This is a genomic window from Micromonospora sp. NPDC049060 (assembly GCF_040649055.1).
GTDB lineage: Bacteria > Actinomycetota > Actinomycetes > Mycobacteriales > Micromonosporaceae > Micromonospora > Micromonospora reichwaldensis.
In genome coordinates, this window is sequence record NZ_JBEZEV010000063.1 from 16503 (window position 1) to 39452 (window position 22950).

Annotated in this window: 21 protein-coding genes, 3 tRNA genes and 1 pseudogene; 2 read left to right on the forward strand and 23 right to left on the reverse strand. The window is 70.2% G+C overall.

The window, feature by feature from the left end; all coding sequences use genetic code 11:
* Positions 1-119: 119 nt before the first annotated feature.
* The 22 genes and pseudogenes from AB0B83_RS21130 to AB0B83_RS21235 all read right to left on the reverse strand — a co-directional run bounded on the left by AB0B83_RS21130 (position 120) and on the right by AB0B83_RS21235 (position 21383).
* On the reverse strand, positions 120-467 hold the full coding sequence (locus AB0B83_RS21130; protein ID WP_327029603.1) for a hypothetical protein: 348 nt from the start codon (positions 465-467) through the stop codon (positions 120-122).
* 555 nt (positions 468-1022) lie between these two features.
* The gene (locus AB0B83_RS21135) at positions 1023-1394 is read right to left on the reverse strand and encodes a hypothetical protein (RefSeq protein WP_132230900.1); all 372 of its coding nucleotides are present in this window, start codon (positions 1392-1394) and stop codon (positions 1023-1025) included.
* Positions 1395-1506: 112 nt separating this feature from the next.
* The gene (locus tag AB0B83_RS21140) at positions 1507-5394 is read right to left on the reverse strand and encodes a DNA-directed RNA polymerase subunit beta' (protein WP_357579609.1); all 3888 of its coding nucleotides are present in this window, start codon (positions 5392-5394) and stop codon (positions 1507-1509) included.
* Positions 5395-5474: 80 nt separating this feature from the next.
* Positions 5475-8906 carry a DNA-directed RNA polymerase subunit beta gene (locus tag AB0B83_RS21145; protein WP_132230898.1) on the reverse strand — a complete coding sequence of 1144 codons (3432 nt, stop codon included), beginning with the start codon at positions 8904-8906 and terminating at the stop codon, positions 5475-5477.
* A gap of 571 nt (positions 8907-9477) precedes the next feature.
* Positions 9478-9861, reverse strand: coding sequence for a 50S ribosomal protein L7/L12 (rplL, locus tag AB0B83_RS21150; RefSeq protein WP_132230897.1), 384 nt, complete (start codon positions 9859-9861; stop codon positions 9478-9480).
* A gap of 54 nt (positions 9862-9915) precedes the next feature.
* Positions 9916-10461 (reverse strand): 50S ribosomal protein L10, encoded by a 546-nt coding sequence (gene rplJ, locus AB0B83_RS21155; protein WP_132230896.1) that lies wholly within the window; start codon positions 10459-10461, stop codon positions 9916-9918.
* A gap of 336 nt (positions 10462-10797) precedes the next feature.
* Positions 10798-11487 (reverse strand): hypothetical protein, encoded by a 690-nt coding sequence (locus AB0B83_RS21160; protein WP_357579610.1) that lies wholly within the window; start codon positions 11485-11487, stop codon positions 10798-10800.
* Positions 11488-11693: 206 nt separating this feature from the next.
* Entirely contained in the window at positions 11694-12410 is a 717-nt protein-coding gene (gene rplA / locus AB0B83_RS21165; RefSeq protein ID WP_132230893.1) for a 50S ribosomal protein L1, read from the reverse strand.
* Positions 12411-12491: 81 nt separating this feature from the next.
* Entirely contained in the window at positions 12492-12923 is a 432-nt protein-coding gene (gene rplK, locus AB0B83_RS21170) for a 50S ribosomal protein L11 (RefSeq protein ID WP_132230892.1), read from the reverse strand.
* Positions 12924-13103: 180 nt separating this feature from the next.
* Positions 13104-13826 carry a transcription termination/antitermination protein NusG gene (gene nusG, locus AB0B83_RS21175; protein WP_088998338.1) on the reverse strand — a complete coding sequence of 241 codons (723 nt, stop codon included), beginning with the start codon at positions 13824-13826 and terminating at the stop codon, positions 13104-13106.
* Positions 13827-13864: 38 nt separating this feature from the next.
* On the reverse strand, positions 13865-14257 hold the full coding sequence (gene secE, locus AB0B83_RS21180; RefSeq protein ID WP_357579611.1) for a preprotein translocase subunit SecE: 393 nt from the start codon (positions 14255-14257) through the stop codon (positions 13865-13867).
* 214 nt (positions 14258-14471) lie between these two features.
* Positions 14472-14544 (reverse strand) — tRNA-Trp (locus AB0B83_RS21185).
* Between the two features lie 128 nt (positions 14545-14672).
* Positions 14673-15065, reverse strand: a complete 393-nt coding sequence (locus tag AB0B83_RS21190; RefSeq protein WP_132230891.1) for a MaoC family dehydratase — start codon at positions 15063-15065, stop codon at positions 14673-14675.
* A 1-nt stretch (position 15066) separates the two neighbouring features.
* Entirely contained in the window at positions 15067-15513 is a 447-nt protein-coding gene (locus tag AB0B83_RS21195) for a MaoC family dehydratase N-terminal domain-containing protein (RefSeq protein WP_121399901.1), read from the reverse strand.
* A gap of 126 nt (positions 15514-15639) precedes the next feature.
* Positions 15640-15807, reverse strand: a complete 168-nt coding sequence (rpmG, locus tag AB0B83_RS21200) for a 50S ribosomal protein L33 (protein WP_013288652.1) — start codon at positions 15805-15807, stop codon at positions 15640-15642.
* Positions 15808-15939: 132 nt separating this feature from the next.
* Positions 15940-16012 (reverse strand) — tRNA-Met (locus AB0B83_RS21205).
* Positions 16013-16037: 25 nt separating this feature from the next.
* Positions 16038-16110: transfer RNA gene (locus tag AB0B83_RS21210), tRNA-Thr, on the reverse strand.
* Between the two features lie 96 nt (positions 16111-16206).
* Positions 16207-18735, reverse strand: coding sequence for a bifunctional diguanylate cyclase/phosphodiesterase (locus tag AB0B83_RS21215; RefSeq protein WP_357579612.1), 2529 nt, complete (start codon positions 18733-18735; stop codon positions 16207-16209).
* 617 nt (positions 18736-19352) lie between these two features.
* Entirely contained in the window at positions 19353-19760 is a 408-nt protein-coding gene (locus AB0B83_RS21220) for an arsenate reductase ArsC (protein WP_357579613.1), read from the reverse strand.
* Positions 19761-19777: 17 nt separating this feature from the next.
* Positions 19778-20287, reverse strand: coding sequence for an N-acetyltransferase family protein (locus tag AB0B83_RS21225; protein ID WP_357579614.1), 510 nt, complete (start codon positions 20285-20287; stop codon positions 19778-19780).
* A 20-nt stretch (positions 20288-20307) separates the two neighbouring features.
* Positions 20308-21015: pseudogene (locus AB0B83_RS21230) on the reverse strand (aquaporin); the annotation flags it as partial.
* Positions 21012-21383 (reverse strand): metalloregulator ArsR/SmtB family transcription factor, encoded by a 372-nt coding sequence (locus AB0B83_RS21235; protein ID WP_357579615.1) that lies wholly within the window; start codon positions 21381-21383, stop codon positions 21012-21014. The pseudogene AB0B83_RS21230 and the gene AB0B83_RS21235, both read right to left, overlap by 4 nt.
* Positions 21384-21460: 77 nt before the next feature.
* Between AB0B83_RS21235 and AB0B83_RS21240 the strand changes: the two genes are divergently transcribed.
* Together AB0B83_RS21240 and AB0B83_RS21245 are read left to right on the forward strand one after the other, a co-directional pair.
* Entirely contained in the window at positions 21461-21610 is a 150-nt protein-coding gene (locus AB0B83_RS21240) for a hypothetical protein (RefSeq protein WP_357579616.1), read from the forward strand.
* A gap of 19 nt (positions 21611-21629) precedes the next feature.
* A complete protein-coding gene (locus tag AB0B83_RS21245) occupies positions 21630-22088 on the forward strand; it encodes an ArsI/CadI family heavy metal resistance metalloenzyme (protein ID WP_357579617.1) in 459 nt (152 codons plus the stop codon).
* 422 nt (positions 22089-22510) lie between these two features.
* Here AB0B83_RS21245 and AB0B83_RS21250 read toward each other — a convergent pair.
* Positions 22511-22950, reverse strand: a 440-nt coding sequence (locus AB0B83_RS21250; RefSeq protein ID WP_357579618.1) for a hypothetical protein, incomplete at its 5' end; no start/stop codon positions are given.

Below are 22950 nucleotides of genomic sequence, written 5' to 3' on the forward strand. Positions count from 1 at the left end.
CCCGTCGCGCCTACCCGCCCGTGGTGGGCACCTACGGCCCCAAGTGTACCGGCTTCCCCGCGGACCGGCCCGTCGACCCCGTCACGCCCGCCGTCACGCCCCACGGGCGGGCGCGGGCGTCACCCGAGCGTCAGCAGCAACGCCAGTCCCAGGCCGAGCAGGCTGAGCAGCAGCCCCGCCCCGCCGCAGCTGACGCCGGCCACCGCCAGGCCCCGCCCGGTGAACCGGACCGCCGGCGGGGCGGCCGGGCGCCGGATCTGCCGCATTCCCAGCAGGCCGGCCACGACGGCGCCCGCGCCGGCCAGGACGCCCAGCACCGTGAACGCGCCGGCCGCCCAGGCGCCACCCACGCCGCCGACCGCGCCGACACAGATCACGAGCAGCGCGACAAGCGTCGAGACGATCCCGGCCACCAGCGAACCCACGGCCAGGCCGGAGGTGACCGGCGGCACGTCGAGGTGCACCACGCCGAAGGACGTGCCCGCGACCGGGTCGACCCGCTTCGGCGGCCGGGCGGCCTCGCGCGGCGGCGGGGGCGGGGCGACCGGGCCCGGACCCCAGCCCGGCGCCGGCGACGGGCCCGCTGCCGCGGGCGAGGCGCCCCACGGGGACACCGACGACGGGCCCGGGCCCTCTGCCCCGGGCGAGGTGCCCCAGGGCGCCACCGGCGACGGGCCCAGGTCCCCTCCCCCGGACGGGGCGTGCCAGGGCGACGCCGACGACGGGCCCGGGTCCCCTCCCCCGGGCGCAGCGTTCCAGGGCGCCACCGGCGGCGGGTACCCCGGCGCGACGGACGGCGCGCCCGCGTCGGGTCGCGCCCACTGCGTCCCGCCGGGCGGGGCGTCGGGATTCGCGGCGGGGTGCGCCACGGGATCACCGCCCGGGTAGCGCGCCGGTTCCGTCACGGGTCCTCCTGTCGACGTCTCGGCGTCCACCGCCGCGCGACGGACACCGGGCCAGGCTACCGCCGCCGGCCCGACGGCCCGCGCCCGGCGCGAGACCCGTTCCCCTCGGGCGGGCGGTCAGTCCATGTTCGGTGCGAAGTCCTGCCCGTAGGGCGTGTCGGCGAGCCGGACCACCCCGAGCACCACCGCGGCCACCACGCTGACGGCGACGAGCACCAGGCCCGTCCAGGCCAGCCGCTCCCCGCGCCGCAGCCAGGCGGAGCCGGTCAGGAAACCCCCCGAGGCGTACGCCTCCCGGCGCGCCTGGCGGGCGAGCTGGAGCGCCACCGTGGCCGGTACCACGCCGCCGATGAACAGGCCGGTCAGCGCGCCGATCAGGCCGAGCGCGAAGACCGCCCGCGCCTTGGTGGCCCGGGCCGGGTCCGGGTCGAGCGGGTGGCGGGGCAGCCCCGGCTGGGCGACGGGCGCCTGCCCGGGTGCGGTCGTCATGCCCCCCATCATGCCCCGGTCCGCTCCGCCGCGGCGCCCGCACGGGCCACCCCGGCCCCGGGACGCGACGAGGCCCCCGGCGCGTTGCCGGGGGCCTCGTCGATCGTGCTGCTTAGCGGTACGACCCGAAGTCGAAGTCGTCCAGCGGAACCGCCTGGCCGCTGGCCGGCCCGAAGCCGTAGTCGGTCTCCGGGTAGCCGGTCATCGAGTAGACCTTGGCCTTCGCCTCCTCGGTCGGCTCGACCCGGACGTTGCGGTACTTGCTGATGCCCGTACCGGCCGGGATGAGCTTACCGATGATCACGTTCTCCTTGAGGCCGACGAGCGAGTCGCTGCGCGAGTTGATCGCCGCGTCGGTCAGCACCCGGGTGGTCTCCTGGAAGGAGGCCGCCGAGAGCCAGGAGTCGGTGGCCAGCGAGGCCTTGGTGATACCCATCAGCACCGGACGGCCGGCGGCGGGCTCGCCGCCCTCGGAGACGAGTCGGCGGTTCTCCGACTCGAACAGCGCCCGGTCGACCAGCACGCCCGGCAGGAACTCGGTCGAGCCGGAGTCGATGACCGTCACCCGCTTGAGCATCTGGCGGATGATGATCTCGATGTGCTTGTCGTGGATGAGCACACCCTGCGAGCGGTAGACCTCCTGGACCTCACTGGTCAGGTGGACCTGGACCGCCCGCGGACCCATGATCCGCAGAAGCTCGTGCGGGTCGATGGTGCCCTCGGTCAGCTTCTCGCCGACCGCGACGTGACCGCCGTCGTGGGTCCGCAGCCGGACCCGCTTGGAGATCTTGTCGTAGACGATCTCGTCGCTGCCGTCGTCCGGCACCACGATGATCTTCCGCGAGCGCTCGCCGTCCTCGATCCGGATCCGACCCGGGGTGTCGGCGATGGGCGCCTTACCCTTCGGGACCCGGGCCTCGAAGATCTCCTGGACACGGGGCAGACCCTGGGTGATGTCCTCACCCGCGACGCCACCGGTGTGGAAGGTACGCATCGTCAGCTGCGTACCCGGCTCACCGATCGACTGGGCGGCGATGATGCCGACCGCCTCGCCGACGTCCACGGTCTTGCCGGTCGGCAGCGAGCGGCCGTAGCACGCACCGCAGACGCCCAGCTTCGACTCGCAGGTGAGCACGCTGCGCACCCGGACCGTCTCCGTCCCGGCGGCGACGATCTTGTCGACCAGGATCGAGTTGATGTCCTGACCCCGCTCGGCGACGACGACGCCGTCCGGCCCCTTGATGTCGTCGGCCAGCGTCCGCGCGTGCACGCTGGTCTCGGCGTGCTCGTGCACGACCAGCTTGCCGTCGATCCGCTCGCCGATCTGCATCGGGATGGCGCGGTCGGTGCCGCAGTCCTCCTCGCGGATGATGACGTCCTGCGAGACGTCCACCAGACGACGGGTCAGGTAACCCGAGTCGGCGGTACGCAGGGCGGTGTCCGCGAGACCCTTACGGGCACCGTGCGTGGAGATGAAGTACTCCAGCACGGACAGACCCTCCCGGTAGCTGGCCTTGATCGGCCGCGGGATGATCTCGCCCTTCGGGTTGGCCACCAGACCACGGATCGCCGCGATCTGCCGGAGCTGGAGGAGGTTACCGCGGGCACCCGAGTTGATCATCTTCCACAGCGGGTTCTCCTGCGGCAGGGCGGTGTCCATCTCCTTGGCGACCTCGTTGGTCGCCTTGGTCCAGATCTGGATGAGCTCGCCGCGACGCTCCTCCGGGGTCATCAGACCGCGCTGGTACTGCTTGTCGATCTGGTCGGCTTCCTTCTCGTACCGCTCCAGGATCTCCCGCTTGCGCGGCGGGGCGATGACGTCCTCCATGCCGATCGTCACGCCGGACCAGGTGGCCCAGTGGAAGCCGGCCTCCTTGAGCCCGTCCAGGGTGGCGGCCAGCGCCACCTTGGGGAAGCGCTCGGCGAGGTCGTTGACGATCGCGGAGAGCTGACCCTTGCGGATCTCGTAGTTCACGAAGCGGTAGCCCTGCGGCAGCGTCTCGTTGAACAGCACCCGACCGAGGGTCGTCTCCACGGTCAGCGGCTCGCCCTCGACCCAGCCCTCCGGGGCGGTCCACGCCTCGGCGCCGGCGCCGTTGTCGACCCCGATCACGCCCCGCAGGCGGATCTTCACCGGGGCCTGCAGGTGCAGCTCGCCGTTGTCGTACGCCATCCGCGCCTCGGCGTCCGAGCTGAACGCCCGGCCCTCGCCCTTCTCGCCCGCCGTGAGGTGGGTGAGGTGGTAGAGGCCGATGACCATGTCCTGGGTGGGCATGGTGACGGGCTTGCCGTCGGCCGGCTTGAGGATGTTGTTCGACGACAGCATCAGGATCCGCGCCTCGGCCTGGGCCTCGGCGGACAGCGGCACGTGCACCGCCATCTGGTCACCGTCGAAGTCGGCGTTGAACGCGGTGCAGACCAGCGGGTGGATCTGGATGGCCTTGCCCTCGACGAGCTGCGGCTCGAAGGCCTGGATGCCCAGGCGGTGCAGGGTCGGCGCCCGGTTCAGCAGGACCGGGTGCTCGCCGATGACCTCTTCGAGCACGTCCCACACGACCGGGCGCTGCCGCTCGACCATCCGCTTGGCGGACTTGATGTTCTGCGCGTGGTTGAGGTCGACCAGCCGCTTCATCACGAACGGCTTGAACAGCTCCAGCGCCATCTGCTTGGGCAGGCCGCACTGGTGCAGCTTCAGCTTCGGGCCGACGACGATTACCGAACGGCCGGAGTAGTCGACGCGCTTGCCAAGCAGGTTCTGCCGGAACCGGCCCTGCTTGCCCTTGAGCATGTCGGAGAGCGACTTCAGCGGGCGGTTGCCCGGCCCGGTGACCGGCCGGCCGCGGCGGCCGTTGTCGAACAGCGCGTCGACGGCCTCCTGGAGCATCCGCTTCTCGTTGTTGACGATGATCTCGGGCGCGCCGAGGTCGATCAGCCGCTTGAGGCGGTTGTTCCGGTTGATCACGCGGCGGTACAGGTCGTTCAGGTCGGAGGTCGCGAAGCGGCCACCGTCGAGCTGCACCATCGGGCGCAGGTCCGGCGGAATGACCGGCACGCAGTCGAGCACCATGCCGAGCGGCGAGTTGCGGGTGTTCAGGAACGCCGCGACGACCTTGAGCCGCTTGAGCGCCCGGATCTTCCGCTGTCCCTTGCCGGAGCGGATGGTCTCGCGCAGGTTCTCGGCCTCGGCGTCGAGGTCCATGTTCTGGACCAGCGCCTTGATGGCCTCGGCGCCCATGCCACCGGTGAAGTACTCGCCGAACCGGTCCCGCAGCTCGCGGTAGAGCAGTTCGTCGGTGACGAGCTGCTTCGGCTCCAGCTTGCGGAAGGTGTCCAGCACCTCGTCCAGGCGGTCGATCTCGCGCTGGGCCCGGTCGCGGATCTGGCGCATCTCGCGCTCTCCGCCCTCCTTGACCTTGCGCCGGACGTCCGCCTTGGCACCCTCGGCCTCCAGCTCGGCCAGGTCGGCCTCGAGCTTGGTGGCCCGCTTCTCGATCTCCGAGTCGCGGCTGTTCTCGGCCTGCCGCTTCTCGGCCAGGATCTCGTTCTCGATCGTCGAGAGGTCACGGTGACGCGACTCGGCGTCCACGCTCGTCACGACGTACGAGGCGAAGTAGATGATCTTTTCGAGGTCCTTGGGGGCGAGGTCCAGCAGGTAGCCCAGCCGGCTCGGCACGCCCTTGAAGTACCAGATGTGGGTCACCGGCGCGGCGAGCTCGATGTGCCCCATCCGCTCGCGGCGGACCTTCGACCGCGTCACCTCGACACCGCAGCGCTCGCAGATGATGCCCTTGAACCGGACCCGCTTGTACTTACCGCAGTAGCACTCCCAGTCCCGCTGCGGACCGAAGATCTTCTCGCAGAAGAGCCCGTCCTTTTCCGGCTTCAGGGTGCGGTAGTTGATCGTCTCAGGCTTCTTGACCTCACCGTGCGACCACTGACGGATGTCGTCAGCGGTGGCGAGGCCGATGCGCAGCTCGTCGAAGAAGTTGACGTCGAGCACTATGTCCCCTATGTCGTCGTCTGTACTGCTAGCTAGTGGGTGGGGTCGGGAGCCGGCGAGCCGGCCCCCGACCGCTCACCTCAGACCTCTTCGACCGAGCTCGGCTCGCGCCGGGACAGGTCGATGCCCAGCTCCTCCGCGGCGCGGAACACCTCGTCGTCGGTCTCGCGCATCTCCAGGGCCACGCCGTCGCTGGACAGCACCTCGACGTTGAGGCACAGCGACTGCAGCTCCTTGAGCAGCACCTTGAACGACTCGGGGATGCCCGGCTCCGGGATGTTCTCGCCCTTGACGATGGCCTCGTAGACCTTGACCCGGCCGAGGACGTCGTCGGACTTGATCGTCAACAGCTCCTGCAGGGCGTACGCGGCGCCGTACGCCTGCATCGCCCAGCACTCCATCTCGCCGAAGCGCTGGCCACCGAACTGCGCCTTACCACCCAGCGGCTGCTGCGTGATCATCGAGTACGGACCGGTCGACCGGGCGTGGATCTTGTCGTCGACCAGGTGGTTGAGCTTCAGGATGTAGATGTAGCCGACCGCGATCGGGTCCGGCAGCGGCTCGCCGGAGCGACCGTCGAACAGCTGCGCCTTGCCGGTGGAACCGATCAGCTGCTTGCCGTCCCGGTTGGGCAGGGTCGACGCCAGCAGGCCGGAGATCTCCTCCTCGCGGGCACCGTCGAAGACCGGCGTGGCCACGTTGGTGTCCGGCTCCGACTCGTGCGCCTCGATGGAGCGCAGCTGGCGCTTCCACTCGGCGTCGTCGCCGTCGACGCTCCAGCCCGTCTTCGCCACCCAGCCGAGGTGCGTCTCCAGCACCTGGCCGATGTTCATCCGGGACGGCACACCCAGCGGGTTGAGCACGATGTCGACGGGCGTGCCGTCCTCCAGGAACGGCATGTCCTCGATCGGCAGGATCTTGGAGATGACGCCCTTGTTGCCGTGCCGGCCGGCGAGCTTGTCGCCGTCCTGGATCTTCCGCTTCTGGGCGACGTAGACCCGGACCAGCTCGTTGACGCCCGGCGGCAGCTCGTCGCCGTCCTCGCGGGAGAAGGTACGCACGCCGATGACCGTGCCGGTCTCGCCGTGCGGCACCTTCAGCGAGGTGTCACGGACCTCGCGCGCCTTCTCACCGAAGATCGCGCGGAGCAGCCGCTCCTCCGGGGTCAGCTCGGTCTCGCCCTTGGGCGTGACCTTGCCGACCAGGATGTCGCCGGGGACGACCTCGGCGCCGATCCGGATGATGCCGCGCTCGTCGAGGTCGGCGAGCATCTCCTCGCTGACGTTCGGGATGTCGCGGGTGATCTCCTCCGGGCCCAGCTTGGTGTCCCGGGCGTCGACCTCGTGCTCCTCGATGTGGATCGAGGTGAGCACGTCCTGCTGCACGAGGCGCTGCGACAGGATGATCGCGTCCTCGTAGTTGTGGCCCTCCCAGCACATGAACGCCACGAGCAGGTTGCGCCCGAGCGCCATCTCGCCCTCGTCGGTGCACGGACCGTCGGCGATGACCTGGCCGGCCTCGACGCGGTCGCCCTCGAAGACGACCGGCTTCTGGTTCACGCAGGAGCCGGCGTTGGAGCGGCGGAACTTGTGCAGCAGGTACGTGCGGCGGTGGCCGTCGTCCTGGTGGATGGTGATGTAGTCGGCGCAGAGGTCCTCGATGACGCCGCCGACCTCGGCGACGACCACGTCACCGGCGTCGACCGCGGCACGGTATTCCATGCCGGTGCCGACGAGCGGGGACTCGGCCTTGACCAGCGGCACCGCCTGGCGCTGCATGTTCGCGCCCATCAGCGCCCGGTTGGCGTCGTCGTGCTCGAGGAACGGGATCATCGCGGTCGCGACCGAGGTCATCTGCCGCGGCGACACGTCCATGTAGTCGACGGCGCTCGGCACCACGTCCTCGGTCTCGCCGCCCTTACGGCGGCACAGGACCCGGTCCTCGGCGAACGTGCCGTCGGCCTTCAGCGGCGCGTTGGCCTGCGCCTTGACGAACCGGTCCTCCTCGTCCGCGGTCAGGTAGTCGATCTGGTCGGTGACCCGACCGTCGACGACCTTCCGGTACGGCGTCTCGATGAAGCCGAACGGGTTGACCCGGGCGAAGGTGGACAGCGCGCCGATCAGACCGATGTTCGGGCCTTCCGGCGTCTCGATCGGGCACATCCGGCCGTAGTGGGACGGGTGCACGTCGCGGACCTCGAAGCCGGCCCGCTCCCGGGACAGACCACCCGGGCCGAGCGCGCTCAGCCGGCGCCGGTGGGTCAGGCCCGCCAGCGGGTTGGTCTGGTCCATGAACTGGGACAGCTGCGACGTGCCGAAGAACTCCTTGATCGCCGCCACCACGGGACGGATGTTGATCAGGGTCTGCGGCGTGATCGCCTCGACGTCCTGGGTGGTCATCCGCTCGCGGACGACGCGCTCCATCCGGGACAGACCGACCCGGACCTGGTTCTGGATCAGCTCACCCACGGTACGCAGGCGCCGGTTGCCGAAGTGGTCGATGTCGTCGGCCTCGTAGCCGTCCTCACCGGCGTGCAGCCGGCAGAGGTACTCCACGGTGGCGACGATGTCGTCCTCGGTCAGGGTGCCGGTCGTGATCGGCACCTCCAGCTCGAGCTTCTTGTTGAACTTGTAACGACCGACCTTGGCGACGTCGTACCGCTTCGGGTTGAAGAAGAGGTTGTCGAGCAGGGTCTGGGCGTTCTCGCGGGTCGGCGGCTCGCCAGGGCGGAGCTTCCGGTAGATGTCGAGCAACGCCTCGTCCGCGCCGGCGATGTGGTCCTTCTCGAGCGTGGTCATCATCAGCTCGGACCAGCCGAACCGCTCGCGGATGCGCTCGGCCGACCAACCGACGGCCTTGAGCAGGACGGTGACGGCCTGCCGGCGCTTGCGGTCGATGCGGACGCCGACCGTGTCGCGCTTGTCGATGTCGAACTCCAGCCAGGCGCCCCGGCTGGGAATGACCTTGACGCTGGTGAGGTCGCGGTCGGAGGTCTTGTCCGGCTGCTTGTCGAAGTAGACGCCCGGGGACCGGACGAGCTGGCTGACCACGACGCGCTCGGTGCCGTTGATGATGAAGGTGCCCTTCGGCGTCATCATCGGGAAGTCACCCATGAACACCGTCTGGCTCTTGATCTCGCCGGTGGTGTTGTTGGTGAACTCCGCGGTCACGAAGAGCGGGGCGCAGTAGGTCAGGTCCTTCTCCTTGCACTCCTCGATCGAGGCCTTGACCTCGTCGAAGCGCGGAGCCGAGAAGGAGAGCGACATGGTGCCGGAGAAGTCCTCAATGGGACTGATCTCGTCGAGGATCTCCGCGAGACCCGAGCGTGCGTGCGGGTCGTCCGCCGACCGGCCCTGCCAAGCCTCGTTGCCGACGAGCCAGTCGAAGGACTCGTTCTGGATGGCGAGGAGGTTGGGGACCTCGAGGTGTTCGGTGATCCTGCCGAATGAAACTCGGCGGGGAGCGAATGCGCTCGACGTACGACTGGTCTTCGCAGGGCGGGAAGCTGCCAAGATGCGTCCTTCCGAGGACCGGTGCTGCAGAACGGCTGGTACGCGTGCACTCCAATGACCCCACCAGAAATATCCGTAAACGGACATTTCCGAGCAGGGGTCAAGTCGGAAGGCAGCGCAAACTAGCAGTGTAGCCGAGAGGCTAACCGCTGTCCAGCCCAACCCGCAGGTCGTCGCGGAACGTGCCTCGGGACCCCTGAACCGGGGTCGAACCGGGCCGCTCGGAACGCGACGTTCCTGCCGGGCCGCTCAGGTGCCGCGGCCGATGGTGTCGCCGCTGCCATTACCCAAGTGGTGGCCGTTGCAAGCGCGGAAGGTCTTGCTGTGTCAGCGTGCCTGTCAGTGCGGGGCCGCGTCAAGGCCCGGCATCCGGGTCGCCGCTTCTTTCCCACCGACGGGCTACTCCCGGGCCCCGGTCGCCGACCGTGGCGGCGCGTCGACGCCCTGCTCACCGCCCCTGTCGCCGGATCCACCACGAAGGCGGGCGGCGATCCAGTGTCGGATCACCGCCCGCCGTGACGCGGTGTGCCCCGGCTCACGGAGCCGGACACGCGCCTGGTGGTACGTCAGGTCACTTGAGGGTGACCTTGGCGCCCTCGCCCTCGAGCTTGGTCTTCGCCTTCTCGGCGGTCTCCTTGTTGGCCTTCTCCAGGACGGCCTTTGGAGCGGCCTCGACCAGGTCCTTGGCCTCCTTGAGGCCCAGGCCGGTCAGCTCGCGCACGACCTTGATGACCTGGATCTTCTTGCCGCCGTCAGCCTCGAGGATGACGTCGAACTCGTCCTTCTCCTCCTCGACCGGGGCGGCGGCGGCCGGGCCGGCCGGGCCGGCGACGGCGACCGGAGCGGCCGCGGTGACCTCGAAGGTCTCCTCGAACTGCTTCACGAACTCGGAGAGCTCGATCAGCGTCATCTCCTTGAACGCGTCGAGCAGCTCGTCGGTGCTGAGCTTCGCCATGTCTGGCGTCCTTTCCTGAATCTGTTAGGTAAGAACTGGGTGCGCCGCGGGGCCTCAGGCCGCCTCGGCGCCCTCCTTCTCGCGCTTGTCCTGCAGGGCGGCCGCCAGACGGGCGGTCTTCGACAGCGGGGCCTGGAACAGGGCCGCGGCCTTGCTCAGGTTGCCCTTCATCGCGCCGGCCAGCTTGGCCAGCAGCACCTCACGGGACTCCAGGTCGGCGAGCTTCGTGACCTCGGCCGCGGTAATGGCCTTGCCCTCGAAGACACCGCCCTTGATGACGAGCTTCGGGTTGGCCTTCGCGAAGTCGCGAAGCCCCTTCGCCGCCTCGACGACGTCGCCCGAAACGAAAGTCAGCGCGGTAGGACCGGAGAACATCTCGTCGAGGCCGGAGATACCAGCGTCGGTCGCGGCACGCTTCGCGAGCGTGTTCTTCGCGACGGTGTAGCTGGTCTCCTTGCCGAGCGAGCGCCGCAGCTGGGTGAGCTGGGAAACCGTCAGACCGCGGTACTCGGTCAGCACCGTGGCACCCGCGTTGCGGAAGCTCTCGGTCAGCTCAGCGACGGCCGTGGCCTTGTCGGCCCGGATCGGCTTGTCCGCCATGTCCCTCCTCTCTCGTTACTCGAGGCCGGTCACCGTCGTCGGCCGGAGCTTTCGACGGGGGCGCAGGTGCCACGACAACGAGAAAGGCCCCGGCGCAGGGCGCACGGGGCGAGGGCCGGCACACGGACACGGTCGGCGGACCATGCTCAGCACCGATTTTCGCTTACCGCCCTGCGCGGGTCGCCCGTAGTCGCGGGACCTTCGACCGTGCCGGGGCACGGTGACCAGCGGTCTCTGGGTGGAACTTCGCGGCCAAGGTTACGCGAGGAGCCCCGCGACCACCAAATCGGCCCCCGGTGGGCCGGGTCACTCCCCCGCGCCCCGAGGGGCCGACGGTCAGGGCCGGTGGCGCCGCCGCCACAGGTACGCCGCTGCGGCCGCCGCGCTCCAGGCCGCGGCCCAGGCGGTGAGCAGGCCCACCGTCGACGCGGCCAGGCCGTCGGCGGCGGCCCGCGCGGTGGCCATCACCGGCGGCGCCAGCCACGGCGCCACCGAGCCGCTCAGGCCGAGGACGACCGCGCCGACCCCGCCGAGCGCGAGCACCGCGACGCCGTAGCCGGCGCTGCCCGTGGAGGCGCGGCTGGCCAGCGCCCCGAGCGCCACCGCCGCGGGTACGGCCAGCAGGTGCGCCCACAGCCCGACGGCGATCCCCACCGGCACCGACCGGTCGCCCGGCCCCACCGGACCGGCGACCCCGCCCACCAGCCACGGGAAGACCAGCGCGACGGCCACCGTGCCGAGCCCGGCCACGCCGGCCGCAAGCAGCCCGGCCAGTCGCTCCCGGCGCACCCCGACGAGCGCCTGCGCCAGCCGGCGCTGCACGTCCGGCTCGACGTCCAGCAGCACCTTGGTCTGCCAGGCGAGCACCGGGAAGAGCACCATCGCCGAGACGCCGTACGCCTCCCCCGGCTGCGCCCGGCCGCCGCCGTAGAGGACGCCGAGAGCCACGAGGCCGGCCAGCAGCGGGGCCAGCGCCCGTCCCGTACGCAGGAAGCCCGCCAGCCGCAGCCGGAGCAGTGCGGTCACCGCGGCCCCCCGGTGGTCCCGCCCGTGGCCTCCGGCGCCCGGGCGACGGGCGGCGCGGCGGGGTCCACGGTCCCCGCCGCCGGCCCCTCCCCCGCCGCCGGTAGCGCAGCCAGACGTTCTCCAGGCGCACCGGCCGAGCATGCCACAACCGACACGGAACGGGGCGCCGCCACGATGTGGCGACGCCCCGTCACGGGTACGGGTGCTCAGGCCTCGGCCGGAGCCTCCTGCAGGTTCTTCACCACGTTGGGGTCGACCGGGACGCCCGGGCCCATGGTGGTGGTGAGGGTGACCTTCTTGAGGTACTTGCCCTTCGCGGCGGACGGCTTGGCCCGCAGGACCTCGTCGAGGACCGCCGCGTAGTTGTCGATCAGCTGGGTCTCGGAGAACGAGGCCTTGCCGATGATCAGGTGCAGGTTGGAGTGCTTGTCCACCCGGAAGGTGATCTTACCGCCCTTGATGTCCGAGACGGCCTTGGTGACGTCCATGGTCACCGTGCCGGTCTTCGGGTTCGGCATGAGACCGCGCGGGCCCAGGATCCGCGCGATCCGGCCGATCTTGGCCATCTGGTCCGGCGTGGCGATCGCCGCGTCGAAGTCGAGCCAACCGCCCTGGATCCGGGCGACCAGCTCGTCGGTGCCCACCTCGTCCGCACCGGCGGCGACGGCCTCCTCGGCCTTCGCACCGGCGGCGAAGACGATCACGCGGGCGGTCTTACCGGTGCCGTGCGGCAGGTTGACCACGCCACGGACCATCTGGTCCGCCTTGCGGGGGTCGACGCCGAGGCGCATGGCGACCTCGACCGTGGCGTCGAACTTGGCGGAGGTGGTGTCCTTGGCCAGCTTCACGGCCTCGGCGGGGGTGTAGAGCTTCGACCGGTCGATGACCTCGGCGGCCTTGCGGTAGCTCTTGCTGCGCTGCATTTTCTACGTACTCCTGTGGTCTATGGCGGGCCGCGGCTTCCCGCGCGCCCTCCCACGAACTGGATCTGGCGGTGACCGAGGTCAGTCGTTGACGACGATGCCCATCGACCGGGCGGTGCCGGCGATGATCTTCGCGGCCTGGTCGATGTCGTTGGCGTTGAGGTCGACCATCTTCTTCTCGGCGATCTCACGCACCTGGGCCTGCGACACCGAGCCGACCTTGTCCTTCTGCGGGACGCCCGAGCCCTTCTCCACCCCGGCGGCCTTGAGCAGCAGCCGGGCGGCGGGCGGGGTCTTCAGGACGAAGGTGAAGCTGCGGTCCTCGTAGACGCTGATCTCGGCGGGGACGATGTCGCCCCGCTGGGACTCGGTCTGCGCGTTGTAGGACTTGCAGAACTCCATGATGTTCACGCCGTGCTGGCCGAGCGCGGGGCCGACCGGCGGCGCCGGCGTGGCCTGGCCCGCCTTCAGCTGAAGCGTGAAAGTCTTGACGAGCTTCTTCTTCGGAGGCATGTCTCTTCCTGGGGCTTGGAACTGGGAAAGGTGCCGGCCGCAGGCGCGCACGGTCAGCGCGGTGACAGCGGCGACGTTCTAGAGTAGCGCAGCGTCCCGCCGCCGCCTGCGCCGAGGTCGGGCGGGGGCGGAACAGGTACGCCGGCGGCGGGCCGCTGCCCACCGCCGGCGCTCCCGACGTCAGATCTTGGCGACCTGGTTGAAGTTCAGCTCCACCGGAGTCTCGCGACCGAAGATCGACACCAGCACCTTGAGCTTCTGCTGGTCGGCGTTGATCTCGCTGATCGTCGCCGGCAGCGAGGCGAAGGCGCCGTCGGTGACGGTGACCGAGTCGCCGACCTCGAAGTCGAGGACCTTGATCTCGGGCTTGGCCTTCTTCTGCTCGGTCTCGACGGCCGGCGCCAGCCACTTCAGCACCTCGTCGAGGGAGAGCGGGGCCGGGCGGTCGGCCCGGTCCGTCGCGCCCACGAAGCCGGTGACACCCGGCGTGTTGCGCACGCAGGAGTAGGACTCGGCGGTCAGCTCCATCCGGACCAGGATGTAGCCCGGGAAGACCTTGGCCTGGATCTGCGACCGCTTCCCGTTCTTGACCTCCACCTCTTCCCGGGTCGGCACCTCGACCTGGTAGATGTAGTCCTCCATGTCGAGGCTCGTGATCCGGGTCTCGAGGTTGGTCTTGACCTTGTTCTCGTAGCCGGCGTACGAGTGCACCACGTACCAGTCGCCCGGCGCGTAGCGCAGCTTCTGCCGCAGCTCGGCGACCGGGTCGTAGTCCTCGTCCGGCGCGGGCTCGGTGGTGGGGAACTCCGGCTCGCTGGCGGCCTCGACCGACTCGTCACCAGCCGCCGTCGCCACCGTGGACTGCTCGTCCGTGGTCTCGGCGGTCTCGTCGTACTCAGGCACGCTCGCTCACTTCCGTCACTATCGGCTCAGTCGGCCGGTCAGCTGGGGTTGCCGAAGACCCACAGCACGCCCTTCGCGAAGGCGAAGTCAAGGCCGGCCACGATCGTCAGCATCACCGCGACGAAGGCGACCACCACGGCCGTGTAGGTCAGCAGCTCCTTGCGGGTCGGCCAGATGACCTTACGCAGTTCCGCCACGACCTCGCGGATGAATCGGGCGATGCGGCCGAACAGGCCGACCCGGTCGGTTTCCGCCTTGGTCTTCGGCTTGCTGTCCGCCGAATCCGCCTTCGCCCGCGAGCGCGTCGCGGTGCCGCCCCGGGATACCGGTTCCTCGGCGTCGGTGGCGTCGTCGTCGGCCACGTCGTCGACGACCTCGTCGTTCAGACGGTCGTCGCCGGCGTCCTCGCCGCGCCGCTTCTTGTCGGCCACTTCGCCCTCCGTCGCGGGATGTCGGGGTCGCACGCTGTCGGGCGTGCGCGGCGCTTGGTCACGCCGGCCGGACCAACCGTCCCGCGACGGGCCGCGGCCGGCGGATCAGCCGGGAGGGCCCGAATGCCTCGGGGCCACCCCGCCGATGCCACCACCACGGGCCGGACGCCGCCGTACGGCGGCGCGACCCACGGGAACGGTCAGGCCTGAGGCGCAGGGGTGACAGGACTTGAACCTGCAGCCTGCGGTTTTGGAGACCGCTGCTCTGCCAATTGAGCTACACCCCTGTGCGGCAATGCTCACCCTGCCCGGTCATGCACGACCGTGCAGGGGTTACTTGCCCCACGGCGGACCAGTGTACGGGTAGCGGCACCACTTTCCCAACCGGTCTGCCCCTCGCGCGTCGGAAGCCTGGTCAGCGGGCCGTCCGGACGGTCGCGCGAGCCTGCGAGAGCACCTTCTCCCCCCGGCAGACGGCGGTCACGTCGAGCCTGGTCAGGCCGTCCTCGGTGACCTCCCGGACCACGGCCGTGACCTCGATCTCGGTGCCCTCGTCGTCGTCCGGGACGACCACCGGCCGGGTGAAGCGGACGTTGTAGTCGACGATCGCGTCGGGCGCCCCGGCCCACTCCGCCACCGCGCGGCCGACCAGCGCCATGGTGAACATGCCGTGGGCGATCACGCCGGGCAGACCCACCTTCGTGGCGGTCCGGTCGTTCCAGTGGATCGGGTTGAAGTCCCCCGAGGCGCCGGCGTAGCGGACCAGGTCCGCGCGCGTCACCCGGAACGTCCTGGCTGGCAGCTCCATCTCAGCCCTCCCCGCGTACGACGAGCTTCGACCAGACGGTCACGACCGGCTCACCGGCCGGGGTGGCGACCTCGGTGCGGGTGGTCAGGAAGCCGTGCCCGCCACGGCTGCTGACGTCGTCGATGACGCTGACGCAGACCAGCTCGTCCCCCGCCACCACCGGCCGGGTGTAGGCGAAGCGCTGGTCGCCGTGGACGACGCGGCTGTAGTCGACGCCGAGGGCCGGGTCGTCGATGATCTGCTGGTTGGCCGCCATCGTGAGCACGATGGGGAAGGTCGGCGGGGCGACCACGTCCGGGTGGCCGAGCGCGCGGGCGGCCTCCGGGTCGTGGTGGGCCGGATCGGCGGCGCCGATCGCCGTGGCGAACTCGCGGATCTTTTCTCGGCCCACCTGGTAGGGGGCGGTCGGCGGATACGTCCGGCCGACGAAGGACGGGTCCAGGGACATGCCGCGAACCTACACGCAAACGCCGATCGCCGATCCGTACGGTCGGCGGCGGCCGGAGCCGCGCCGTCCCTACGGACCGGCGATCGGGAAGTGCCTGAGGACCGGGCCGGCGGTGCCGGCCGTGGGTCAGCGGGTCTCGCGGTGGACCGTGTGCTTGCCGTCCCGCGGGCAGAACTTCTTCAGCTCGATGCGGTCGGGGTCGTTACGACGGTTCTTGCGCGTGATGTAGTTGCGCTCCTTGCACTCCACACACGCCAAAGTGATCTTCGGCCGGACATCGGTCGCCTTCGCCACGGCGGAGTGCCTTCCTCGCTACGGGTAACAACTACGACGCATCAGCCTACGCGCTGACGGCGCGGACATGCAAAGTGGGCGCCAGTGGCGCCCATCCCACCGACCGCCGGGAGCTGGCCCGGTGGACGAGAGTAGCGGTGGCCGGACTTGAACCGGCGACACAGCGATTATGAGCCGCTTGCTCTACCATCTGAGCTACACCGCCGTGGCGGGTCCAGCCGGACCCTCTGAGCCCCCTTACGGAATCGAACCGTAGACCTTCTCCTTACCATGGAGACGCTCTGCCGACTGAGCTAAGGGGGCCTGCGCGATCTCCCCGGGGGGTGACGCGCAGGGGATACATTACACGGCCGTGCGGCGGAGAAGAAATCGGATCCCCTACCGGGGCGTCTCCGCAGTTCAGGGCACGGCACGCAGCCGGGGAAGCTCCCCTGGGGAGATCGTCTCCGGGTCCACCTGGGCGCCGAACCAGGCCTCCAGCCGCTCGTACGGCAACGGGCGGCTGAACAGGAAGCCCTGGCCGATCTCGCAGCCGATGTCCTGGAGCAGCTCCAGGGTCAGCTCGCTCTCCACGCCCTCGGCGACCACGGCCAGGCCGAACTGCTGGGAGAGCGTGACCACCGCGTTGACGATCGCCAGGTCGCCCGGGTCCGTCGCCATGCCCTGCACGAAGGAGCGGTCGACCTTCACCTCGTGCACCGGCAGGCGGCGCAGGTGGGCCAGGGACGAGTCGCCGGTGCCGAAGTCGTCCACCGACAGCCGTACGCCGAGGTCCCGCAGTCGCCGCAGGGTCGGGATGGGCCGGTCGGTGCCGTCCAGCACCCCGGCCTCCTTGATCTCCAGCGTGAGCAGCTGCGGCGGCACGCCGTACTCGTCGAGCAGCTCCTTGACGCTGGCCGGGAAGTGCTGGTCGGTGAGCGTACGCGCGGAGAGGTTGACCGCGACGGCGAGCGGCTGGCCGGCGTGCGTCCAGTCCCGGCTGCGCCGCAGCCCCTCGCGGAGCACGAACTCGGTGAACCGGCCGAGCTGGCCGGTGTGCTCGGCCACCGCGACGAAGTCCTCCGGGGCGACCGTGCCGTGCGCCGGGTGCTCCCAGCGGGCCAGGCACTCCACGCCGACCAGCCGGCGGTCGCGCAGCGTCACCTTGGGCTGGAAGTAGACCTCCAGCTCGTCGGCGTCCAGCGCGCGCCGCAGGTCGCCGGCGAGGCCGAGCCGCCGCAGCGACCGCGACTCCAGCGTCGGGCTGAACAGCTGCACGCTGCCCGGCACGGACTTGGCCGCCGTGGCTGCCAGATCCACCCGTTGCAGCAGGGCGACGGCGTCGCTGCCGTGGTCGGGGTACACGGCGACACCGACCGCCGTGTCCACGTCGAGGGTGAGCGCGTCGAAGACCATCTCGTCGCGGATCTGCTCGCGCAGCTGCGCGGCCAGCTCCATCGCCGCCTCGGCGCTCTCCAGGCGCAGCGTCACCAGGAACTCGTCCCCGCCGGCCCGCCCGACCAGAGCCGACGAGGGTACGCAGGAGCGCAGCCGGTTGGCGACCTCCACCAGGACCTTGTCGCCGGCGGCGTGCCCGAGCGACTCGTTGACCTGGCGCAGCCGGTCGACGTCGAACAGCAGCAGGGCCACCACCTCGCCGGGCGCCCGGATCTTGACGGCCTCCTCCAGCGCGCCCGTGATCCGTCGCCGGTTCGGCAGCCTGGTCAGCGTGTCGTGACTGGCGTCGTGCCGGAGCCGGTCGACCAGCCGCGAATTCTCCAACGCCACCGCCGCGTGCGCCGCCACCGTCTCGAAGAGCGGCACGTCGGTGCGGACGAAGTAGTTGCTGTCCCCCAGCCGGTTGGCCACCTCCAGCGTCCCGATGACCGCCTGGCCGGACCGCAGCGGAAGGACGATCACGTCCTTGACCCGGTGCGTCGAGAGGGGGGCGCGCAGGTCGCCGTCGGTCGTCAGTCCTCGACCGACGGCCACGGTGCGGCCCTCGTCGCGGGCCCGTTCCCGCAGGGCGGCCGGGGTCTTGGCGAAGTCGAGCAGCCCGGGGGCGTCGTTGCGGGCAGTCAGCAGCACCTCGGGATGCCGGCCCTGGGCGGGCAGCCAGAGCGTCGCGTACTCCGCCTGCATGAGCGCCCGTACGCGGCCCAGCAGGGCGTCGGGCAGCGTGCCGTACTCACCGCTCTCGCTGACCGCGCGGCTCAGCTCGTACATGTCGGTGAGGGTGCGGTGCTGCCGGAAGAACTGCGCGTACGCCCGGTAGACGAGGGCCATCGCGACGAGGAGGGCCCCCAGCAGCAGCAGCGACCACCAGGTGGCCGCGATGAGGATGAGGACGATCATGCCGCTGGCGATGTTGATCATCGCGGCCAGGAGCGCGGGCGGCGACTGCCGGAGCGCGCCCCGGCCGGCCTGCCAGCCCTGCAACAGCGTGTGCACGCCGGCGACCGAGGCGAGGCTCAACAGGTTGACCATGCTGGCCGCGAGGGACAGTTTGAGCCAGGTGGCCGGGCCGACGCCCTCGACGGGCGGCATCGCCTCGAGCACGAGGACGGCCAACGACGAACCCGCGGCCGCCCGGCCCACGTTGAACCAGAACTTCGTCGCGCCGAACCGGTGCCGCAGGTGGGTCGCCGCCGACGCGACCGTGTAGATCACGACGACCGTCAGCGGTTCGACGAGGAAGAACGCGAGGACCAGCGGGATCTCGGTCAGGGTCACGCCGAGGGACTGCCGCCGGACGGTGAAGTTCAGCACCGGGAGCCCGGCGGCCACCATGGCCACGAGGAGTGGCAGCGCTAGCGACCACCCGCCGAACGGCTGCGGCGCGACGAGGCTGACCGTCGTCGTGCAGACGATGGCGATCAGGGCCAACGGCCCGGTGATCAGCCACGCGTACTCAGTCGAGCGGGGGCCGGTGGGGCCACGACCCGCCATCCCGTGCCCCCTTACCGGCCCGCCGGTCTCACGTCATCGAGCGGTGGTTGCTCAGCGAGGTGCGGGCATGTTCCAGATGATGTCGCCAAGCTGGGCATCTGCGGAGCCCCAGGCGTCACCGACCCAGACGACGCTCGCGAGGGCTGCGAGTACGAAAAGCGAGCCAAGCAGCCGGCCCAGCCTTCGACCAGACATGTTTGCTCCTGTCAGGAAGTGTCACGGGGATGGTGGAGGTTCCACGATCGTGCCACAAGGCAGGTACCCAGAAAAGCGGTGCGCGTACCGCCGGACCGAGCGTCGACGACGTTCCGCCGTTCGGCCACCGGGCCGCCCCGGCCGAGCCCTGATCACGGGGCTGAGCGGGCACCGTGCACTTCGCACATTGCGGATTGCGACCTTCCGCGCAATTGGGGAAGGTCCGGGAGTCCGAGCGTACCCACTCTCACCGTGGGTGACCTCCTGCCCGGGAGGAGGTCCGGCCGGACATCGACCACCATACTCGTTCTGTGCCAGCGCGCCAGGGCTGAGACGAGGGACCGACAAAAGCTTCGCCACGGACTCGGGCGGGACCATCGGGACGGCGGCAGGAAGCAGGTGGGAAGGCAGCGGGCGGAGTGCTAGCCGTGTTGCTCGATGCTGACCAGCAGCTGCGTAACCCGGGTCCTGATGTCGTCGCGGACCTGGCGGACGATGTCGAGGGGTTGGCCGGCGGGGTCGGTGAGCTTCCAGTCCTCGTAGCGCTTGCCGGGGAAGACGGGGCAGGCGTCGCCGCAGCCCATGGTGATGATGACGTCGCTGGCTTCGGCCGCGTCCCAGGTGAGTTTGGCCGGGGTCTGGTCGACGATGTCGATGCCGACCTCCCGCATGGCGTCGACGGCGACGGGGTTGATCTGGTCGGCGGGTGCGCTGCCGGCGGAGCGGACCTCGATGGTGTCTCCGGCGAGGTGGCGCAGCCAGGCGGCGGCCATCTGGGAGCGGCCGGCGTTGTGGACGCAGACGAACAGGACGCTGGGCTTGTCGCTCATCGGTGATGTTCTTCCTGTCAGGTGAAGATCGGGCTGCGGCGTTCGATGAGGGTCACGTCACGCCAGGTGCCGTGGTGGCGGCCGACGCGTTCGCGGGTGCCCACGGTGCGGAAGCCGCAGGCGGTGTGCAGGGCGAGGCTGGCGGTGTTCTCGGGAAAGACGCCGGATTGGATGGTCCAGATGCCGGCCTGCTCGGTGGAGGCGATCAGGGCGTCGAGCAGGAGGCGGCCGACTCCCTGGCCGCGGGCGTCGGGGTGGACGTAGACGGAGTGCTCGACGACCCCGGCGTAGACGCACCGGTCGGAGACGCCGGAGCAGGCGACCCAGCCGAGGACCCGGCCGGTGGGGTCGACGGCCACCCAGCGGTGACCGGGCAGCCGGCTGGCGGTGAACTGCTCCCAGGTGGGCGGCTCGGTCTCGAAGGTGGCGTTGCCGGTGGCGATGCCGAGCCGGTAGATGTCCAGTACGGCGTCGGCGTGCTGGTCGCCCATGGCGGCGATGGTGATGCCGGCGGCGGGGGCGGTCATCGGCTCTCCCGGGCGAGGTGCGGCACGACGACGGCGTCGGCGGAGTCGGCGGCGTGGGGATACCAGGCGGCGAGGGCGGCGACGGCGACCAGGCCGCCGACGAGCTGGGCGGCGACGAAGCCGGGCACCGACGCCGGGGCGATGCCGGCGAAGGTGTCGGTGAACGCGCGACCGATGGTGACAGCGGGGTTGGCGAACGAGGTCGACGAGGTGAACCAGTAGGCCGCGCCGATGTAGGCGCCCACGGCGGCAGGGGCCACAGTCGTACGGCCGGAGTGGGCGAGAGCGAAGACCAGGACGACGAGACCCGCGGTGGCGACCACCTCGGCCAGCCACAGGTTTCCCCCGGTCCGCTCGGTACGCGACCAGACCACGGCTGGCAGGTCGAACATCAGGCCAGCCAGCACCGCCCCGGTGATGGCTCCGCCGGTCTGGGCGGCGGCGTAGGCGGCGAGGTCTCGGGCGGTCAGGCCGGTGCCGGCGCGGCGGCCGAGCCACCAGTCGACGGCGGAGACGACCGGGTTGAAGTGCGCCCCGGACACCGGCCCGAACATGAGGATCAGCGCGCCCAGGGCGAGGGCGGTGGCGATCGCGTTCTCCAGGAGTTGGAGCCCGACGTCGTTCGGAGAGAGCCGGGAGGCGGCGATTCCGGAGCCGACGACGGCGGCGACCAGCAGGGCCGTACCCGTGAACTCAGCCGATGCCCGGCGGGCCAGGGTGCGGGTCACGCGGTGGCCTGCGCGGACCCGGCGGGGAGGTCCAGCAGCGCGCCGAGCTGCCGAAACGCTTCCGGGCGGGCCCGGTACCACACCCAGGTGCCGCGACGGTCGGAGTCGACCAGGCCGGCCTCGCGCAGCACCTTGAGGTGGTGGGAGATGGTCGGCCCGGACAGGTCGAACGCCGGGGTCAGGTCGCAGACGCAGATCTCCGGCACGGAGGCGATCATCGACATCAGCCGCAGCCGGATCGGGTCGCCCAACGCCTTGAACATCGGCGCGACCAACGCCGCCTGCTCGGCCTCCAGCGGGCGGACCGCGATAGGGGAGCAGCAGGCCACGGCCTGGAGGTCCACCACCGGCAGCGATTGTTTCGACATACCTCTAGGTTGACAGATCTCGAAACACGGTGCAACGTAGGCCCTGCTTCGAAAAACATCTAGGCAAGGGCGAAGTGATGCTCAAGTTGTTCTCCCGTCGTCGCCACACCCACGTTCGCGGCGTGACGCTCTGCGAGCCGTGCGGGCAGGTCTGCACTGCGGACTGCCGCGCCGACGCCCGTTACGAGCGCACCCGCACCACCGCTCTCACCAGCCACATCCACTGAATCCGTCAGGAGGGGAACCATGTCCCGCGTCCAGCTCGCCCTGCGTGTATCCGACCTCGAAGGCTCCATCGCCTTCTACTCGAAGCTGTTCGACACCGAGCCGGCCAAACGTCGCCCTGGCTACGCCAACTTCGCCATCGAGAACCCGCCGCTGAAGCTCGTGCTCCTGGAGGGCGAAGCCGAGCAGCCCACCGTGATGGACCACCTGGGCGTCGAGGTGTTCAGCACCGACGAGGTCGACGCCGCCACCAGGCGCCTCACCGACTCCGGCCTGATCACCCTGGAGGAGAACAGCACCGAATGCTGCTACGCCCTCCAGGACAAGGTCTGGGTACGCGGCCCCGGCAACGAGCCCTGGGAGGTCTACACCGTCAAGGCCGACTCCGACCAACTGGACAAGGTCACCGAAAGCGCGTGCTGCACCCCCGCCAACGACAGGGAAGCGGCCGCCGCCGGAGCGCAGGGAAACTGCTGCTGACCGCTACGAATCCGCGCCCGCCCTCGATTCAGAGGGTGGGCGCGATTGCCCTAGCAGGCGTAACCCCACTGACGGCATCGGCCGGTGGTTGCGGGCGAGAGAGCGTCTATCGCAGCCCTCTGCCAAGATCGCCTGTTCCCGCCGTTCCTGCGGAGAGCCTGATCAGGTTGGACTCCGCCGGCCTGAACGAGAACGGCCCCGGAGTGCGTTTCGCAGTTCCCTGGGGCCGCCCGTACTCCTGCTTGGCGGGTAGCGGATTCGAACCTCTGTAGCCCTCGCGACAGATTTACAGGGGCGTCCGTGATCTTGGCTGGGGCAAAGTAACTGAGCTGCCGTTTCTGCCTTCCAATCGCCCGTCCGGGGGAGGGCCACCCACCATCTGCCCCTTGGATGGAACCTTGCCCCGAGGACGCCGCTCGTGGCTACAGCGTCATCCGAACCGACTCGATGAAATGCCAACTCGCGATGCTCGCCACCGTCGACACCGCGGCGGCCATCAAGAAGACCCGCAGTGAGATCGGTGGCCGACGGAGCCGTAACGCAACGAGCGCGGCTGCTGCCGCAAGGAGAAGTTGCACCGCTGCCGTCCCCAGCCTCGTCCAGACGAAGGAATCCATGGGACCGACCCAGGCGAACGCGATGTAGAGGACGGTGTAGGCCGCCTCCCCGACAAGCAGCCCGAGCGCTACGCCGAGAGCAACGCCGGCGTTGCGGGTCGTGCCTGTCCTGAAAACGTGGGCAAGGTAGCCAAGCACCGATCCGCCAAGCGGGTCTGCTGCACCGATAGGTGACATCTGAGATGGCTTGCCCTGTGGGCGGGCTGGAAGGATGTCGCTGTGCCCAAGCCCTACCCCCGAGAGTT

What these genes read in the sequence shown, in the direction of transcription:
- rplA (WP_132230893.1), bottom strand. Translation starts at nt 12,410, where the DNA reads ATGCAGCGCAGCAAGAGCTACCGCAAGGCCGCCGAGGTCATCGACCGG.
- rplK (WP_132230892.1), bottom strand. Translation starts at nt 12,923, where the DNA reads ATGCCTCCGAAGAAGAAGCTCGTCAAGACTTTCACGCTTCAGCTGAAG.
- AB0B83_RS21235 (WP_357579615.1), bottom strand. Translation starts at nt 21,383, where the DNA reads ATGTCGAAACAATCGCTGCCGGTGGTGGACCTCCAGGCCGTGGCCTGC.
- AB0B83_RS21195 (WP_121399901.1), bottom strand. Translation starts at nt 15,513, where the DNA reads ATGTCCCTGGACCCGTCCTTCGTCGGCCGGACGTATCCGCCGACCGCC.
- AB0B83_RS21225 (WP_357579614.1), bottom strand. Translation starts at nt 20,287, where the DNA reads ATGACCGCCCCCGCCGCCGGCATCACCATCGCCGCCATGGGCGACCAG.
- rplL (WP_132230897.1), bottom strand. Translation starts at nt 9,861, where the DNA reads ATGGCGAAGCTCAGCACCGACGAGCTGCTCGACGCGTTCAAGGAGATG.
- AB0B83_RS21135 (WP_132230900.1), bottom strand. Translation starts at nt 1,394, where the DNA reads ATGACGACCGCACCCGGGCAGGCGCCCGTCGCCCAGCCGGGGCTGCCC.
- AB0B83_RS21190 (WP_132230891.1), bottom strand. Translation starts at nt 15,065, where the DNA reads ATGGAGCTGCCAGCCAGGACGTTCCGGGTGACGCGCGCGGACCTGGTC.
- AB0B83_RS21240 (WP_357579616.1), top strand. Translation starts at nt 21,461, where the DNA reads ATGCTCAAGTTGTTCTCCCGTCGTCGCCACACCCACGTTCGCGGCGTG.
- AB0B83_RS21220 (WP_357579613.1), bottom strand. Translation starts at nt 19,760, where the DNA reads ATGAGCGACAAGCCCAGCGTCCTGTTCGTCTGCGTCCACAACGCCGGC.
- rplJ (WP_132230896.1), bottom strand. Translation starts at nt 10,461, where the DNA reads ATGGCGGACAAGCCGATCCGGGCCGACAAGGCCACGGCCGTCGCTGAG.
- AB0B83_RS21215 (WP_357579612.1), bottom strand. Translation starts at nt 18,735, where the DNA reads ATGGCGGGTCGTGGCCCCACCGGCCCCCGCTCGACTGAGTACGCGTGG.
- AB0B83_RS21245 (WP_357579617.1), top strand. Translation starts at nt 21,630, where the DNA reads ATGTCCCGCGTCCAGCTCGCCCTGCGTGTATCCGACCTCGAAGGCTCC.